This is a genomic window from Streptomyces sp. 2114.4 (assembly GCF_900187385.1).
Taxonomy (GTDB): Bacteria; Actinomycetota; Actinomycetes; order Streptomycetales; family Streptomycetaceae; genus Streptomyces; species Streptomyces mooreae.
Genome location: NZ_FYEY01000001.1, coordinates 5,865,186 through 5,879,514 on the forward strand (window position 1 = coordinate 5,865,186; position 14,329 = coordinate 5,879,514).

General features: G+C 70.2%; 12 protein-coding genes and 1 pseudogene. 11 read left to right on the forward strand and 2 right to left on the reverse strand.

Going from position 1 to position 14,329, the window contains the following annotated elements; all coding sequences use genetic code 11:
* Nucleotides 1–345: 345 nt before the first annotated feature.
* The 5 genes and pseudogenes from CFW40_RS25945 to CFW40_RS25965 all read left to right on the forward strand — a co-directional run.
* Nucleotides 346–696 (forward strand): annotated as a pseudogene (locus CFW40_RS25945) (YraN family protein); the annotation flags it as partial.
* A complete protein-coding gene (locus tag CFW40_RS25950) occupies nt 696–2,363 on the forward strand; it encodes a YifB family Mg chelatase-like AAA ATPase (protein ID WP_088800289.1) in 1,668 nt (555 codons plus the stop codon). The pseudogene CFW40_RS25945 and the gene CFW40_RS25950, both read left to right, overlap by 1 nt.
* Nucleotides 2,360–3,703, forward strand: a complete 1,344-nt coding sequence (dprA, locus tag CFW40_RS25955) for a DNA-processing protein DprA (RefSeq protein WP_256331290.1) — start codon at nt 2,360–2,362, stop codon at nt 3,701–3,703. The genes CFW40_RS25950 and dprA overlap by 4 nt, the downstream gene beginning before the upstream one ends.
* 361 nt (nt 3,704–4,064) lie before the next feature.
* Nucleotides 4,065–4,901 carry an RNA polymerase sigma factor WhiG gene (whiG, locus tag CFW40_RS25960; RefSeq protein ID WP_088800290.1) on the forward strand — a complete coding sequence of 279 codons (837 nt, stop codon included), beginning with the start codon at nt 4,065–4,067 and terminating at the stop codon, nt 4,899–4,901.
* Nucleotides 4,902–5,028: 127 nt separating this feature from the next.
* Entirely contained in the window at nt 5,029–5,568 is a 540-nt protein-coding gene (locus tag CFW40_RS25965) for a TetR/AcrR family transcriptional regulator (RefSeq protein ID WP_088802370.1), read from the forward strand.
* Nucleotides 5,569–5,843: 275 nt separating this feature from the next.
* Here CFW40_RS25965 and CFW40_RS38745 read toward each other — a convergent pair whose 3' ends face one another.
* Nucleotides 5,844–7,403: a murein hydrolase activator EnvC gene (locus CFW40_RS38745; RefSeq protein WP_088800291.1), complete on the reverse strand. Its 1,560-nt coding sequence runs from the start codon at nt 7,401–7,403 to the stop codon at nt 5,844–5,846.
* Between the two features lie 340 nt (nt 7,404–7,743).
* Between CFW40_RS38745 and rpsB the strand changes: the two genes are divergently transcribed.
* From rpsB to CFW40_RS25995, 5 genes are all read left to right on the forward strand, one after another.
* Nucleotides 7,744–8,637, forward strand: a complete 894-nt coding sequence (gene rpsB / locus CFW40_RS25975; RefSeq protein ID WP_088800292.1) for a 30S ribosomal protein S2 — start codon at nt 7,744–7,746, stop codon at nt 8,635–8,637.
* A gap of 108 nt (nt 8,638–8,745) precedes the next feature.
* Nucleotides 8,746–9,582: a translation elongation factor Ts gene (tsf, locus tag CFW40_RS25980; RefSeq protein ID WP_088800293.1), complete on the forward strand. Its 837-nt coding sequence runs from the start codon at nt 8,746–8,748 to the stop codon at nt 9,580–9,582.
* A gap of 162 nt (nt 9,583–9,744) precedes the next feature.
* Nucleotides 9,745–10,515: a UMP kinase gene (gene pyrH / locus CFW40_RS25985; protein ID WP_088800294.1), complete on the forward strand. Its 771-nt coding sequence runs from the start codon at nt 9,745–9,747 to the stop codon at nt 10,513–10,515.
* A gap of 175 nt (nt 10,516–10,690) precedes the next feature.
* Entirely contained in the window at nt 10,691–11,248 is a 558-nt protein-coding gene (gene frr, locus CFW40_RS25990) for a ribosome recycling factor (RefSeq protein ID WP_030087489.1), read from the forward strand.
* Nucleotides 11,248–12,417 (forward strand): phosphatidate cytidylyltransferase, encoded by a 1,170-nt coding sequence (locus tag CFW40_RS25995; protein WP_176956386.1) that lies wholly within the window; start codon nt 11,248–11,250, stop codon nt 12,415–12,417. The genes frr and CFW40_RS25995 overlap by 1 nt, the downstream gene beginning before the upstream one ends.
* Nucleotides 12,418–12,849: 432 nt before the next feature.
* Here the strand turns inward: CFW40_RS25995 and CFW40_RS26000 are convergent, their stop codons facing one another.
* Nucleotides 12,850–13,758, reverse strand: coding sequence for a DUF4231 domain-containing protein (locus tag CFW40_RS26000; protein ID WP_088800296.1), 909 nt, complete (start codon nt 13,756–13,758; stop codon nt 12,850–12,852).
* A gap of 248 nt (nt 13,759–14,006) precedes the next feature.
* On the opposite strand from CFW40_RS26000, the gene CFW40_RS26005 reads away from it, so the two are divergent.
* Nucleotides 14,007–14,285 (forward strand): hypothetical protein, encoded by a 279-nt coding sequence (locus CFW40_RS26005; RefSeq protein ID WP_176956385.1) that lies wholly within the window; start codon nt 14,007–14,009, stop codon nt 14,283–14,285.
* Nucleotides 14,286–14,329 lie beyond the last annotated feature (44 nt).

The following is a 14,329-nucleotide window of genomic DNA, read 5'->3' on the forward strand; positions in this document are numbered from 1 at the left end:
CGGGAGCGTCACAGTCGGTGCCGGAGGTGGTACCGAATGAACGCCATGCAGGCCGGCCGCAGGGCCGAGGACGACGCACGGACCGCGGAGCCCGCGCGGAGCGCACACGCAGAAGCACCGCCCACGCAACACAAGCCACCCGCGAGCAGGCAGTCGGCCACCGAACCGCCCGCTCCCGGGCCACCGGTCGCCGAACGGGCAGCAGCCATGCCACCGGCGGCCGAACGGGGAGTCGCCACGCCGCCGGCGGCCGACCGGGGAGCCGCCACGCCGCCGGCGCCCGGTCCGGGGACGGCCACCTCGACGAAGCCCGGCCCGACGGCGGCCAAGCCGGCCGACACCCGGCGGCGCGCCCTCGGCCGCTACGGCGAGGACCTGGCCGCCCGGCGGCTCGTCGAAGCCGGCATGCGCATCCTGGACCGCAACTGGCGCTGCCGCGACGGAGAGATCGACATCGTGGCCGCCGACGGCGACGCCCTGGTGGTCTGCGAGGTCAAGACCCGCCGTGCCGGCTGGTACGAACACCCCATGGCGGCCGTACGCCCCGAGAAGACCGCCCGCCTGCGGCTGCTGGCGGAACGCTGGCTGGAGCGGCACGGCGGCCCGCCACCCGGAGGCGTACGCATCGATGTGATCGGCGTCCTCCTGCCGGCCCGCGGTGCCCCGGTCGTCCAGCACGCCCGTGGGGTGGTCTGATGGGATTCGCCCGGACCTGCTCCGTCGCGCTGGTGGGCGTGGAAGGGGTCGTCGTCGAGGTCCAGGCCGACCTGGAACCCGGCGTCGCGGCCTTCACCCTCGTCGGCCTGCCCGACAAGAGCCTCATCGAGTCCCGCGAGCGAGTGCGGGCGGCGGTCGTGAACTCCGGCACCGAATGGCCGCAGAAGAAGCTCACCGTCGGCCTCAGCCCGGCCTCCGTACCCAAAGGCGGCAGCGGCTTCGACCTGGCAGTGGCCTGCGCGGTCCTCGGCGCCGCCGAACGCCTCGACCCCCGCGAACTCACCGACCTGATGATGATCGGCGAACTGGGCCTCGACGGCCGGGTCCGGCCCGTACGCGGAGTGCTGCCCGCCGTATTGGCAGCCGCCGACGCCGGATACCGTCAGGTCGTCGTCCCGGAACAGACCGCGGCCGAGGCCTCGCTGGTCCCCGGCATCTCCGTCCTCGGCGTCCGCAGCCTGCGCCAGCTCATCGCCGTCCTCGCCGACGAACCGGTACCCGACGAGGAGGACCCCCGCGACGAAGGCCGCCCCGACCCGCTGCTCGCCGGGCTGGTGATGCCCGGCACCGGCGTCGGCGCGGGCCTGCCGGCCGGCGACCACGCACCCGATCTCGCGGACGTCGCCGGCCAGCACAGCGCCCGCCGTGCCCTGGAAGTGGCCGCCGCCGGCCGCCACCACATCTTCTTCAAAGGCCCGCCCGGCGCCGGGAAAACCATGCTCGCCGAACGCCTCCCCGGGCTGCTGCCAGAACTGTCCCCCAAGGAATCCCTGGAGGTCACCGCCGTCCACTCGGTGGCCGGCACCCTCCCGCCGGGACAGCCGCTCCTCCACCGGCCGCCCTACTGCGCCCCGCACCACTCCGCGACGATGGCCTCCCTCGTGGGCGGCGGCACCGGACTGCCGCGCCCCGGAGCCGTATCCCTGGCCCATCACGGCGTGCTGTTCGTGGACGAGGCCGCCGAATGCAGCCCACGCGTCCTGGACGCGCTGCGCCAGCCACTGGAATCCGGCCACGTCGTCGTCGCCCGAGCGGCAGGCATGATGCGCATGCCCGCGCGCTTCCTCCTCGCGCTGGCCGCCAACCCCTGCCCGTGCGGACGGCACGGCACCCCCGGAGGCGGCTGCGAATGCCGGCCGTCATCCATCCGCCGCTACCGAGCCAGGCTCTCCGGGCCCCTGATGGACCGGGTGGACCTCCGGATCGCCGTTCAACCGGTCGCCCGCTCCGAACTGGTCGCCCTCGGACACGGTGCCGAGCCCACCGCGACCGTGGCCGAACGCGTCCGAGTCGCCCGCGAGCGCGCCGCGGCCCGTCTCGCCGGCACTCCGTGGCGGACCAACAGCGAGGTACCAGGCCATGAACTGCGCACCCGCTGGCAGGTCGGACCGGGCGCCCTGGCCCCGGCCGAACGTGACCTCGAATGCGGTCTGCTCACGGCCCGCGGTCTTGACCGAGTCCTCCGCGTCGCCTGGACCGCCGCCGACCTGTCCGGCCGCGACCGCCCTACCGGCGAAGACGTCAACTGGGCCCTGGAACTCCGCACGGGGGTACGCCGCGGCGCGCCGACAGCGGCGAGCGGGCGCGGGGGCAAGCGCACGACCACGACGACCGCCGCGCAGCCGCAGGACAGGTGTGAGCGATGACCAGCACCGACGCATGGGGCTTCGCCACCGGCGAACCCGTCACGACCCCACCGGGCCGGAGCCAGGTGCCCGCGCCGACCGCTGAGCCGGGCCCCGCTCCGGCCGCCGAGCCGGACCCCGCCCCGCACACGACGACCGAGCCGCCTCCTGCACGTCCGGTGGCCGCCGGCCGGCGCTCCGCCCGCCGCGAGGGAAACGAACCGCAGCGCACCGCCCGCGCAGCCCTCACCCGCATCCTCGAACCGGGCGACGAAACCGCCGGCCGCTGGTTGCGCGAGATGGGCCCGGTGGCCCTCTGGCACGCCCTCGCCGACGACGCTGCGGACCCGCCCACGGGCACCACCCCGGCCAAGATCGCGGGCCTGCGGTTACGCGCCGCCCGGGCCCGCCCCACCGCGGACCTCGATGCCATCACCGCGCTCGGCGGCCGGTTCCTCTGCCCCGGGGACGACGAATGGCCCGGCCAGCTCGACGACCTCGGAGACGCCCGCCCCATCGGCCTATGGGTGCGCGGGGCGGCCAACCTCAGGCTGTGGGCGCTGCGCTCCGTCGCCGTCGTCGGCGCCCGGGCCTGTACCGACTACGGCGCGCACCTCGCCACCACACTCAGCGCCGGACTCGCCGACCGCGGCTGGACCGTGGTCTCCGGAGCCGCATACGGGGTCGACGGCGCGGTTCACCGCGGCGCGCTGGCCGCGGACGGCGCGACCATCGCCGTCATGGCCTGCGGTGTCGACCACGCCTACCCCCGGGGCCACACCGAGTTGATCGGCCGGATCGCCGAACAGGGCTTGGTGGTGGCCGAGTTACCGCCCGGCGACCACCCCACCCGCAGTCGCTTCATCCAGCGCAACCGCGTCATCGCCGCACTCACCAGAGGCACCGTCGTCGTGGAGGCCGAGCTGCGCAGCGGCTCACTGGTCACCGCCCGGCAAGCGCTGGCCCTCGGCCGCTTCACGATGGGCGTGCCGGGCCCGGTCACCAGCAGTCTGTCCGCCGGGGTGCACCAACTCCTGCGCGGCGAGGCCACGGTGGTCACGGGCGCCGACGAGGTCATCGAACTCGTCGGCAGCATCGGCGACCTCGCTCCCGAGCAACAGGGCCCGACCCGCATCCGCGACCTCCTCGATCCCGTAGCGGCCCGCGTACTGGAGGCGCTGCCCGCGCGCGGCGGCACGGACACCGGCCGTCTGGCGGAGGAAGCCGCCACGCCCCGAGAGGTCACGCAGCGCAAACTCTTCGAGCTGTTGTCCCTCGGATTCGTGCAAAGGTGCGGTGATCGCTGGGCGTTGGCGCGACGCGCCGAGAGGACTGAGGGTTCCCGGCGAGGCGGTACTTGACCTGGGGCGAACGGGTGAAAGGGTGAGGGGAATGACCGCAGAATCCAGGTTTGCCGTGCTTCGGGGCGCGGGTCCGATCCATGGGGAGACGGCGATGTGGCGCAGGGGATGGACGGGGTCCCGTACACCGTGTCACCACGTCCGCCCGCACGGCCCTCCGGAGGTCCGCGTCCGGCCCCCTGTCCGGGTGTCGCCACGCCGTACGAGGTAACCCTGAGGTGCGGGCAGCGGAACGTATCTGCGCACGCCCGAACCTGCCGCCCTCGCGCACCGCGACGCTTCGGTCACGCTACGCTCACAGGCAATTCAACCCTCATACATCCATCCACCCGCGTCTCGGCAGAACGGCTCAAGGCGACGAATGCCCCAGCACACCTCCGGGTCTGATCGTGCGGCTGTACCACCCGCCGCGCGCGGCAGCGTGCGCCCCGCCCCGCCCACCTCGCTCGACGAGCTGTGGCGCTCCTACAAGGCATCGGGCGACGGACGGCTGCGAGAGCAGCTGATCCTTCACTATTCGCCGCTGGTCAAGTACGTCGCCGGCCGCGTCAGCGTCGGCCTGCCCCCCAACGTCGAGCAGGCCGACTTCGTCTCCTCCGGAGTCTTCGGACTAATCGACGCCATCGAGAAGTTCGAACCCGAACGCGCCATCAAGTTCGAGACCTACGCCATCACCCGCATCCGCGGCGCAATGATCGACGAGCTGCGTGCTCTGGACTGGATTCCGCGCTCCGTGCGGCAGAAAGCCCGTGCCGTCGAACGGGCCTACGCCACCCTCGAAGCGCAACTGCGCCGCACCCCGTCCGAGGCGGAGGTCGCCGAGGAGATGGGCATTGCGCTGGAGGAACTCCACGGTGTGTTCAGCCAGCTGTCCCTGGCGAACGTCGTCGCCCTGGAAGAACTCCTGCACGTCGGCGGCGAAGGGGGCGAACGGCTGAGCCTGATGGACACCCTGGAGGACACGGCCGCCGAGAACCCCGTCGAGATCGCCGAGGACCGCGAGCTGCGGCGGCTGCTCGCGCGCGCCATCAACACGCTCCCCGAGCGCGAGAAGACCGTGGTCACGCTCTACTACTACGAAGGGCTCACGCTCGCCGAGATCGGCAACGTCCTCGGCGTCACGGAGAGCAGGGTCAGCCAGATCCACACCAAGTCCGTACTCCAGCTCAGAGCGAAGCTCGCTGACGTCGGACGCTGAGTCACCCTCCGGGCGCCCGGGTTTTCCGCGCGCCGTGTCGCCATGCGGAGTGCCACGCGGGGCATGCCATCCGTAGAGTGGTGACGTGCCCAGGATTCGAGCGGCCTCTGTGGCCGAGCACCGGACGATGCAGCGCGGCGCCCTCTTGGACGCTGCCCGCACCCTGCTGTCCGAAGGCGGAACGGAAGCACTGACCTTCCCCGCCCTCGCCGAGCGCACGGGCCTCGCGCGCTCTTCCGTGTATGAGTACTTCCGCTCGCGCGCCGCTGTCGTGGAAGAGCTGTGCGCCGTCGACTTCCCCGTCTGGGCCGCTGAGGTGGAAGCGGCGATGGAGCGCGTCGACACACCCGAGGGGAAGATCGAGGCATATGTGCGACGGCAGCTCGCCCTGGTCGGTGACCGGCGCCACCGTGCCGTCGTCGCCATTTCGGCCGGTGAGCTGGACGCCGGCGCACGGGAGAAGATCCGCGCGGCCCACGGCGGCCTGATCGCCATGATCGTCGAGGCGCTGGCCGCCCTCGGCCATGCACAGCCCCGACTCGCGGCCATGCTCCTCCAAGGAGTCGTCGACGCCGCGGTCCGCCGCATCGAACTCGGTGCCGCAGAAGACCCGGATGAGATCACGGAGGCGGCGGTGGGGATGGCGCTCCGGGGGGTTCGCGGCTGACTTGGGGGCTTCTCTCCTTCCCCCCGGGCCCCCGGCCCACCCACCCACCTCCACCACCACCTCCACGCTCGTTGGCACCGCAGCCCGCAGCCCGCAGCCCGCAGCCCGCAGCCCGCAGCCCGCAGCGGACGGTCGGTCGTCGGCCTCGACGTGCAGCGACGGACGCCCCGCTCTACGGGGGCCTCTGCGGCAGACCGGCGCTACGACCGAAGCGTCACCGCTCCCGATCTCTGCTTCTTCGGCTCCCGCTCCCGGTTGTCAGGGAGGCCCCGTGATCACCCACCGTCCCGCCGAAGGCCGTGCCACTCGCCATCCGGCTGCCCCGGCATAGCCTTCTCGGCCTCAGCCGGCCCAGCCCCCCGATGGAGCCGGCCCAGAGCCCAGACGGCCGCTGCCACGAGCCCGGCTGCTTCCATGAGGGCAGCTCCTGTCGGCACCGGCTTTCGCTGCTGAGCTGCTGGTTTCGCCGGTACTGCTGAACGCGCCGGTCCTACCGTTCCCGAATGCCGGGGGGCCGTGCGGTCACCCGCGGGTACCGGAATCCCGAAGACCGGAAGCAGTCGCGAGGGGCCGCCGCGGAGCATGCTGTCGGGCAGCAGGGACAACGGATCCAGGTAGCTCTTGCCGCGGCGCAGGCCCCAGTGGAGGCATGGTGCCCGACAGTGGAATGGGCCGTGTTGCAGGACGGCGACCGGCTGACCTGCGGTGACGCGTTGCCCCTTGTGGACCGTGGGCCGCACGGGCTCGTAGGTGGTGCGTAGCGGGGGATGGCCCGAGCGGGATACCTCGATCGTCAGGACGCCGCGGCCTGCGACGGTTCCGGCATAGGCAACCCGGCCGGGTGCCGCTGCCCGTACCGGTGCGCCGGCGGGCGCGGCCAGGTCCACTCCCCGGTGCCCGGCCGCCCAGGGGGAAGGAGGCGGCTCCCATCCGTGTACCACCGTGGGCCCTACGCCTCCTCCGGTCTCTCCCACCGGCCACGCTCTGTCCCCAGCAGAGGGGTCGGCCCGCGCCACTGCCTCGCGGCGTGCCGCTGCTCCGGGGCGTCCCGCCGGCACGTCACGGGGCATTTCCTGCGCTTCCCGGGCGCGTGATCCGCTCTCCGGAGGCCTCGCCCTGTTGCCACGTGCCGCAGCGCCCGCAGGCCCATCCGTCCCCCTCTCCACCCTGTGCTCCATCCCGCGCTCCGCCCTCACCACCGAGGACGGAGCGGCGGCAGCGCTCGCCGGTGCGGGCGACAGAGCGGTGAGCACCGCAGCCGCGGCGGGGGCCAGGAGCGCACCCAGAGCACGGGCCGGAAAGAAGCAGCTCGGCCCGTATCCAGCCGGTTCTGCGCGCGGCGTCGGCGGTAAGGGCGTCGACGGCCGGAAGCGCGGCCGGGGAGGGAGAGCCGGGGGAGGGAGAGGAGAGCGCGGCGGAGAAGGAGCAAGGGGAGAGGGAGGAGACAGGGGCGGGGAGACCGACAGGGACTGGGACTGGAACGGGGATGGGGATGCGGATGGGGATGGGGATGGTGGGCACGGGACGCGGCCCGCCCGGCGTTGCAGTCGGCCGCGGCCCGGCTCATGCCGCCTGCCGCGGTCCCGCTCGTGCCGCCTGCTGCGGCCCGGCTCATGCCATCTGCCGCGGCCCGGCTCGTGCCGCCCGTTGCGGGCCTGCCCGAGCCAGTCGCCGCGGGCCGTGCCGCGCCGCCGGCCGCATGCCGGTCCGGGCCGATGCCTGCGGAAGCGGCTGACGGCGTGCCGGATCGAGGTCGAGCCGGAGTGTGGTCCAGGGCTTCGCCGAGTGTCCGGTCGTGGGGTGCGTTGCCGGTTCGGTGGTGTGTTCCGTCGCATGTCCCGACGGTGGCGCAGTCCGCGGCGGCGTGGGGATCTTGGTCTGAAGCTGTGGATGGGCGCGTGGTTGTGGACAACGGTGTCACCCGCGCGGGGATCGAAATGGTGTGTGTCGCCCGGTGCGTCGGCCGTCCCGTACACTTCTGATGGCGATCCGGGTCACCGGGTCGACTTCGCACGCCCCGCCGTCAGTGCACCAGTCCCTTTCGGGCAGCACGACGGCCGCGCTCCTCGGTCCTCGGACGGCCCCGCAAGGTGCTTTCCCCGGCAGGCGCGTCGGGGCGTCAGGCACCGCGGCCGACCGGCCGCAGTGGAACCGAGTACAACAAGGAGTACGGCCATGGCCGTCGTCACGATGCGGGAGCTGCTGGAGAGCGGCGTCCACTTCGGGCACCAGACCCGCCGCTGGAACCCGAAGATGAAGCGCTTCATCTTCACCGAGCGCAACGGCATCTACATCATCGACCTGCTCCAGTCGCTGTCGTACATCGACCGCGCCTACGAGTTCGTCAAGGAGACCGTCGCCCACGGCGGCTCGGTCATGTTCGTCGGCACGAAGAAGCAGGCCCAGGAGGCCATCGCCGAGCAGGCCACCCGCGTGGGCATGCCCTACGTGAACCAGCGCTGGCTCGGCGGCATGCTGACCAACTTCTCGACCGTCTACAAGCGCCTGCAGCGCCTGAAGGAGCTCGAGCAGATCGACTTCGAGGATGTGGCCGCCTCCGGCCTCACCAAGAAGGAGCTCCTGGTCCTCTCCCGCGAGAAGGCCAAGCTGGAGAAGACCCTCGGCGGTATCCGCGAGATGCAGAAGGTGCCCAGCGCCGTCTGGATCGTGGACACCAAGAAGGAGCACATTGCCGTCGGTGAGGCGCGCAAGCTCAACATCCCGGTCGTCGCGATCCTCGACACCAACTGCGACCCGGACGAGGTCGACTACAAGATCCCGGGCAACGACGACGCGATCCGCTCCGTCACCCTGCTCACCCGCGTGATCGCCGACGCCGTCGCCGAGGGCCTCATCGCCCGCTCCGGTGCCGCCACCGGCGACCAGAAGCCCGGCGAGAAGGCTGCTGCCGCCGAGCCGCTGGCCGAGTGGGAGCGCGACCTGCTCGAGGGCGAGAAGAAGGCTGACGACGAGGCCCCCAAGGCTGAGGAGAAGCTCGCCGAGGCCCCTGCCGCCGAGGCCCCCGCCGCCGAGGCCGAGAAGCCGGCCGCGGACGCCGAGCAGGCCTGACCCGCAGCATCCGGCTGATGACGGCGGGGGAGGGCGCCACAAGCGCCGCCCCCGCCGTCCACCCGTAGATCTTTCGACTTCGAGATTTCGAGAAGAGATTCACAGACCATGGCGAACTACACCGCCGCTGACGTCAAGAAGCTCCGCGAGCTCACCGGCGCCGGCATGATGGACTGCAAGAAGGCCCTGGACGAGGCCGAGGGCAACGTCGACAAGGCCGTCGAGGCGCTGCGTATCAAGGGCCAGAAGGGCGTCGCCAAGCGCGAGGGCCGCTCCGCCGAGAACGGCGCCGTGGTCTCCCTGGTCGCCGACGACAACGCCTCCGGTGTCATCGTCGAGCTGAAGTGCGAGACGGACTTCGTCGCCAAGGGTGAGAAGTTCCAGGCCGTCGCCAACGAGATTGCCGCGCACATCGCGAAGACCTCGCCGGCCGACATCGAGGCCCTGCTCGCCTCCGAGATCGAGGCCGGCAAGACCGTCCAGGCGTTCGTCGACGAGGCCAACGCCACCCTGGGCGAGAAGATCGTCCTGGACCGCTTCGCGCAGTTCTCCGACGGCTACGTGTCGGTCTACATGCACCGCACCATGCCCGACCTGCCGCCACAGATCGGTGTCCTTGTCGAGCTCGACAAGGAGAACGCCGAGGTCGCCAAGGGCATTGCGCAGCACATCGCCGCGTTCGCCCCGAAGTACCTCTCCAAGGACGACGTGCCGGCCGAGGTCGTCGAGGCCGAGCGCCGCGTCGCCGAGGAGACCACGCGTGCGGAGGGCAAGCCCGAGGCTGCCCTGCCGAAGATCGTGGAGGGTCGCCTCAACGGCTTCTTCAAGGACGCGACGCTGCTCGGCCAGCCGTACGCGCTCGACAACAAGAAGTCCGTCGAGAAGGTCCTGCAGGAGGCCGGTGTCACCCTGAAGCGCTTCGCGCGCATCAAGGTCGGCATCTGAGCCTGTCGCGAAGGCAGCGAATGACCTACGACCCCGCTAGGGTCGTAGGCAGTCGGCCGCTCAACGGCCGGCCGCAGATGTGACGAGGAGGCCATTGCCGCACAGGGATCTGAACCAGACCCACGGCAATGGCCTTCTTCGTATGTGCACGAGGAGAGCTCAATGATTCACGGTGCCGACGGCGCGCACGCAGACCATGCCGGCCACGGCGGCAGGCGACGCTTCCTGCTGAAGCTGTCGGGCGAAGCATTCGCCGGTGGCGGCGGACTGGGCGTCGACCCCGACGTCGTGCACGCGATGGCCCGCGAAATCGCCGCCGTGGTGCGCGACGGCTATGAGATCGCCATCGTGATCGGCGGCGGCAACTTCTTCCGCGGCGCCGAACTCCAGCAGCGCGGCATGGACCGCGCCCGCTCCGACTACATGGGCATGCTGGGCACGGTCATGAACTGTCTGGCCCTCCAGGACTTCCTGGAGAAGGAGGGCATCGACTCCCGCGTCCAGACGGCGATCACCATGGGCCAGGTCGCGGAGCCGTACATTCCGCTGCGTGCGGTGCGCCATCTGGAGAAGGGCCGGGTCGTGATCTTCGGCGCAGGCATGGGCATGCCGTACTTCTCCACCGACACCACCGCCGCACAGCGCGCCCTGGAGATCGACGCCGAGGCCATGCTGATGGGCAAGAACGGGGTGGACGGGGTCTACGACTCCGACCCCAAGAAGAACCCCGACGCGGTGAAGTTCGACGCCCTCGAATACGGCGAGGTCATCACCCGGGACCTGAAGGTCGCCGATGCCACCGCCATCACGCTCTGCCGGGACAACAAGCTCCCGATCCTCGTCTTCGAGCTGCTCGCCGAGGGCAACATCGCGCGCGCGGTGAAGGGTGAGAAGATCGGCACGCTCGTCAGCGATCAGGGCACCCGGGCCTGACGGCCCCAACTGCCGTGGTTCCGTACGGGCATCGGCCGGTACGGGCGGCAGCTCCCGGCCGGGGGAAGACCCCGGTACGGGGATGGACAACGGCCTGCCGGTCGGACACCGTGCAGGAGAAGACGCGCGGCAGGGGCGAGGCTCTGCTTCTTACCGAAAAGACCAGGAGCAAGTGGTGATCGAAGAGATCCTCCTCGAGGCCGAGGAGAAGATGGAGAAGGCCGTCGTGGTCGCCAAGGAGGACTTCGCCGCGATTCGCACCGGGCGTGCGCACCCGGCGATGTTCAACAAGATCGTGGCGGACTACTACGGTGCGATGACGCCGATCAACCAGCTGGCGTCGTTCTCGGTTCCCGAACCGCGGATGGCCGTGGTGACCCCGTTCGACAAGAGCGCGCTGCGCAACATCGAGCAGGCCATCCGCGACTCCGACCTCGGCGTCAACCCGAGCAACGACGGCAACATCATCCGGGTGACGTTCCCCGAGCTGACCGAGGAGCGCCGCAAGGAGTTCATCAAGGTCGCGAAGAACAAGGGCGAGGACGCCAAGATCTCGATCCGCAGCGTCCGCCGCAAGGCCAAGGAAACCCTCGACAAGCTCGTCAAGGACAAGGAAACCGGCGAGGACGAGGTCCGCCGCGCCGAGAAGGAGCTCGACGACACCACCGCGAAGTACGTCGCGCAGGTGGACGAGCTCCTCAAGCACAAGGAATCCGAGCTCCTCGAGGTCTGATGAACGAGTCTTCCTGGGGGGCCGCCCCGCCCGGCGCGGGACACCGGGCACCGTCCGATCACGGGCCGGCCTCCTCGCTTCGCGGGGTGGCGCCCCCCGTCCCGGCGGGTCCCGGGCATGACTGGGGCGACCCGGACCGGACTCGGCCGCTGCCCTTCGTGCCCGGGCCGGGCGGACACCAGGACGACGACCGGGAATATCGGAACATCCGGGATAGCCGGGATCACCTGGACGACCGGGGGGCTGCTCGACCGAGCGGCCCCCTGTTCCGCGACGAAAAGCCGCAGGAGCCCATGCCCACCTCTCTTTCCGGGTCCGACAGCTCGCCGGACTCAGAGAAGCCGAAGAAGAAGAGCGCGGGCCGCAATCTGCGCGCCGCGATAGGGGTCGGTATCGGCCTCGGCGCGATCATCGTTGCGTCGCTCTTCGTCTACAAGCCTGTCTTCATCGGCGTGATAGCGATCGCCGTCGTAGTGGGCCTGTGGGAGCTGACCTCGCGGCTGGCGGAGCGCAAGGACATCAAGGTGCCGCTGGTGCCGCTGGCGGTCGGTGGGACCGCCATGGTGGCCGCCGGATATGTCCGCGGTGCCGAGGGCGCCTGGGTGGCGATGGCGCTCACCGCGCTGGCCGTCCTCGTCTGGCGGATGACCGAGGCACCCGAGAACTATCTGCGGGACGTCACCGCCGGTGTCTTCGCGGCGTTCTACGTGCCTTTCCTCGCGACGTTCGTGGCGCTGATGCTCGCGGCGGAGCCCGACGGGCCGGAACGGGTGCTGACCTTCCTGATGCTCACGGTCGTCAGCGACACCGGCGCGTACGCGGTCGGCTGGCGGTTCGGCAGGCACAAGCTCGCACCGCGCATCAGCCCCGGAAAGACCCGCGAAGGCCTCGTCGGCGCGGTGCTCTTCGCGATGGTGGCCGGCGCCCTGTGCATGGAATTCCTGATCGTGCACGGCGCCTGGTGGCAGGGCCTGCTGCTCGGTCTCGCGGTCGCGGCCAGCGCCACCCTCGGCGACCTCGGCGAATCCATGATCAAGCGCGATCTCGGCATCAAGGACATGGGCACCCTGCTCCCCGGCCACGGCGGAATCATGGACCGCCTCGACTCCCTGCTGCCGACGGCGCCGGTCGTCTGGCTGCTGTTCGTGATCTTCGTGGGGTCCGGCTGAGCCCAGGGACCGCAGGGGGAAGAGGGACCGTGGGAGGAAGCGAGTCCTCCGGTTTCGTCCTCTCCCCGCTTCCCTGCACGGGACGGTCTCCCGACGCCTGCGAGGGGCCTGCCGCACCAAGCGGCGGGCCCCTTTCGCATCGGGCCCCTTTCGCATGAGGTGCTGGAGCGTCCTGGCCCGGCGCCCGCGGCTCCTGGCGTGTACTTGGCTTCCACACCCGCCTCACCCCACTGTGCGCCCAACCGCGTCGGTCGGTTCGTAGGGACGAACGTGGTGGCGGCCGAGTCGATCGGCTGCAGCTGAAGATTCCTGGGCGGCGTCGCCTTGTCCGCGCCTCCGGACAGTCGTCTGGTGACCCGGAGCTGCATGATTTCCGAAATCACCAACATACAAACAACGCGAACGGAGCCAGCGTCTGCGGACCCTCGCTCTTCAGCCTGTCAGCCCCACGTTGCCCGTGCGACCCGATGCCCACATGGTGTGCTCTCGCGAGATTGCGGCTTCCGCCTGGTCGACGAATTTTCCCCAGGACTCCGCGTCCGCAGATTCATCCGTGAGAGAGAGGATGTGCCTGATCTCCCGCGCGGTCAGGCTGTATGCAGAGGCTTCTGTCTCCAGTCGCTGTGCCTGGAACCATGCGGTGATGCCGGCAACTCCCGCACTGACCACACCGAGCAAATCGATGGAAACCACGCCGTATGCCTTCACCGCACCGGCGACGACGCCGATCATTTCCCCAGCAAGAGCAACACTCCGCCAGGTACGGGACTGCTTGTCTCGCAGTTTGGCCATCCGTGCGTACCACTCGACTTGTTCCATCAGGCGATTGCTTTTGTAGGTCGCGATCCGCTCGTCTCTGCCGGCGGCACGGCAGCGTTCCATCGCCTCGTTGACGTCGAGTCCGGCAGACACATCGACGATATCGAGGCCGAGGCTGATCTCTCGGAGTCTGTTGATGAAGAGGCGCCGGGCCTCGACTGCCGGCATGGATTCAGGGAAGGGCTCTCCGCACACCGCGTAGCGCCAAGCAAGCGTCTTGCATGATTCGGCGGCGGCCCGGCACTCGTACCAGCGCCGCTCATCTCGTTGCTCCACGATGTAGAGCCGAACCAAGATGGAGGAAATGAAAGCCAAGGAGGCGGCAAGTCCCGCCCAGTCGGTCCCGTTACTGCTGAATTTGAGCGTTGTGGTGCCGACGGCTGCCGCCAGGAATAACAGAAGGAGCGTCAGGCGGAGTTGGCCGAAATAGCGGCGCTTCGAACGAATGGAGCCTGTGTCGGCATCTCGGAAAAAGGGCGGAAGCTGATGCCAGGTGAAGCTGTCGCTGCCGGGACCGGTCATCAGGCTTCCTTGAGTAGGTAGGACAGTCAACGTGCCATGCTAGCCGACCAGTTGATGCTGCCGCGGCAGAAATCCTGCTCGCCCTCGTGGGAGGTCGGCCCGCCCGTCTCGTTCCAGGAGTGGCGCGTACAGGATGGGCCAGGCCGTCAGGGTGTGCCGCCTCTAACTGGTCGGCAGCCCCGGAGTCTCAGGAACGCCGGCACCCGGGAAGCTGTCCCCGGGTCGTCTCCGTGCCGAAAGTCGGCGACGTGGCTGATCAGTTGATCTTCTACGGCGGTAACGCCGAGACGGAACGCGACTCCCTCGGGCCGCTGACATCCACTACTGATATCAACGGCTGCGAATGGCAGGAAACGGCTGCGAACGGCAGCAGAAAAGCGCGTGACAGCAAAGAAGCGCCGGCGTCATGTGTTCGCTCCCTGCGCCGTGACCATGTCGCCAATGCCGCCGCGTGGGACAACGCCGATCTTGGTGGTTTCCTGGGGGCTCTTGCCGTCCGGATCGATGACGCGGCCGGCCACCCATGACAGAGGACCACAGCGGGTGACCGCCCGCTCACCGCTCCGACCTG

Coding starts and splice junctions, on each gene's coding strand:
- CFW40_RS25995 (WP_176956386.1), top strand. CDS start 11,248: ATGAACGAGTCTTCCTGGGGGGCCGCCCCGCCCGGCGCGGGACACCGG.
- dprA (WP_256331290.1), top strand. CDS start 2,360: ATGACCAGCACCGACGCATGGGGCTTCGCCACCGGCGAACCCGTCACG.
- whiG (WP_088800290.1), top strand. CDS start 4,065: ATGCCCCAGCACACCTCCGGGTCTGATCGTGCGGCTGTACCACCCGCC.
- tsf (WP_088800293.1), top strand. CDS start 8,746: ATGGCGAACTACACCGCCGCTGACGTCAAGAAGCTCCGCGAGCTCACC.
- CFW40_RS25950 (WP_088800289.1), top strand. CDS start 696: ATGGGATTCGCCCGGACCTGCTCCGTCGCGCTGGTGGGCGTGGAAGGG.
- pyrH (WP_088800294.1), top strand. CDS start 9,745: ATGATTCACGGTGCCGACGGCGCGCACGCAGACCATGCCGGCCACGGC.
- CFW40_RS25965 (WP_088802370.1), top strand. CDS start 5,029: ATGCAGCGCGGCGCCCTCTTGGACGCTGCCCGCACCCTGCTGTCCGAA.
- CFW40_RS38745 (WP_088800291.1), bottom strand. CDS start 7,403: ATGCGACGGAACACACCACCGAACCGGCAACGCACCCCACGACCGGAC.
- rpsB (WP_088800292.1), top strand. CDS start 7,744: ATGGCCGTCGTCACGATGCGGGAGCTGCTGGAGAGCGGCGTCCACTTC.
- CFW40_RS26000 (WP_088800296.1), bottom strand. CDS start 13,758: ATGACCGGTCCCGGCAGCGACAGCTTCACCTGGCATCAGCTTCCGCCC.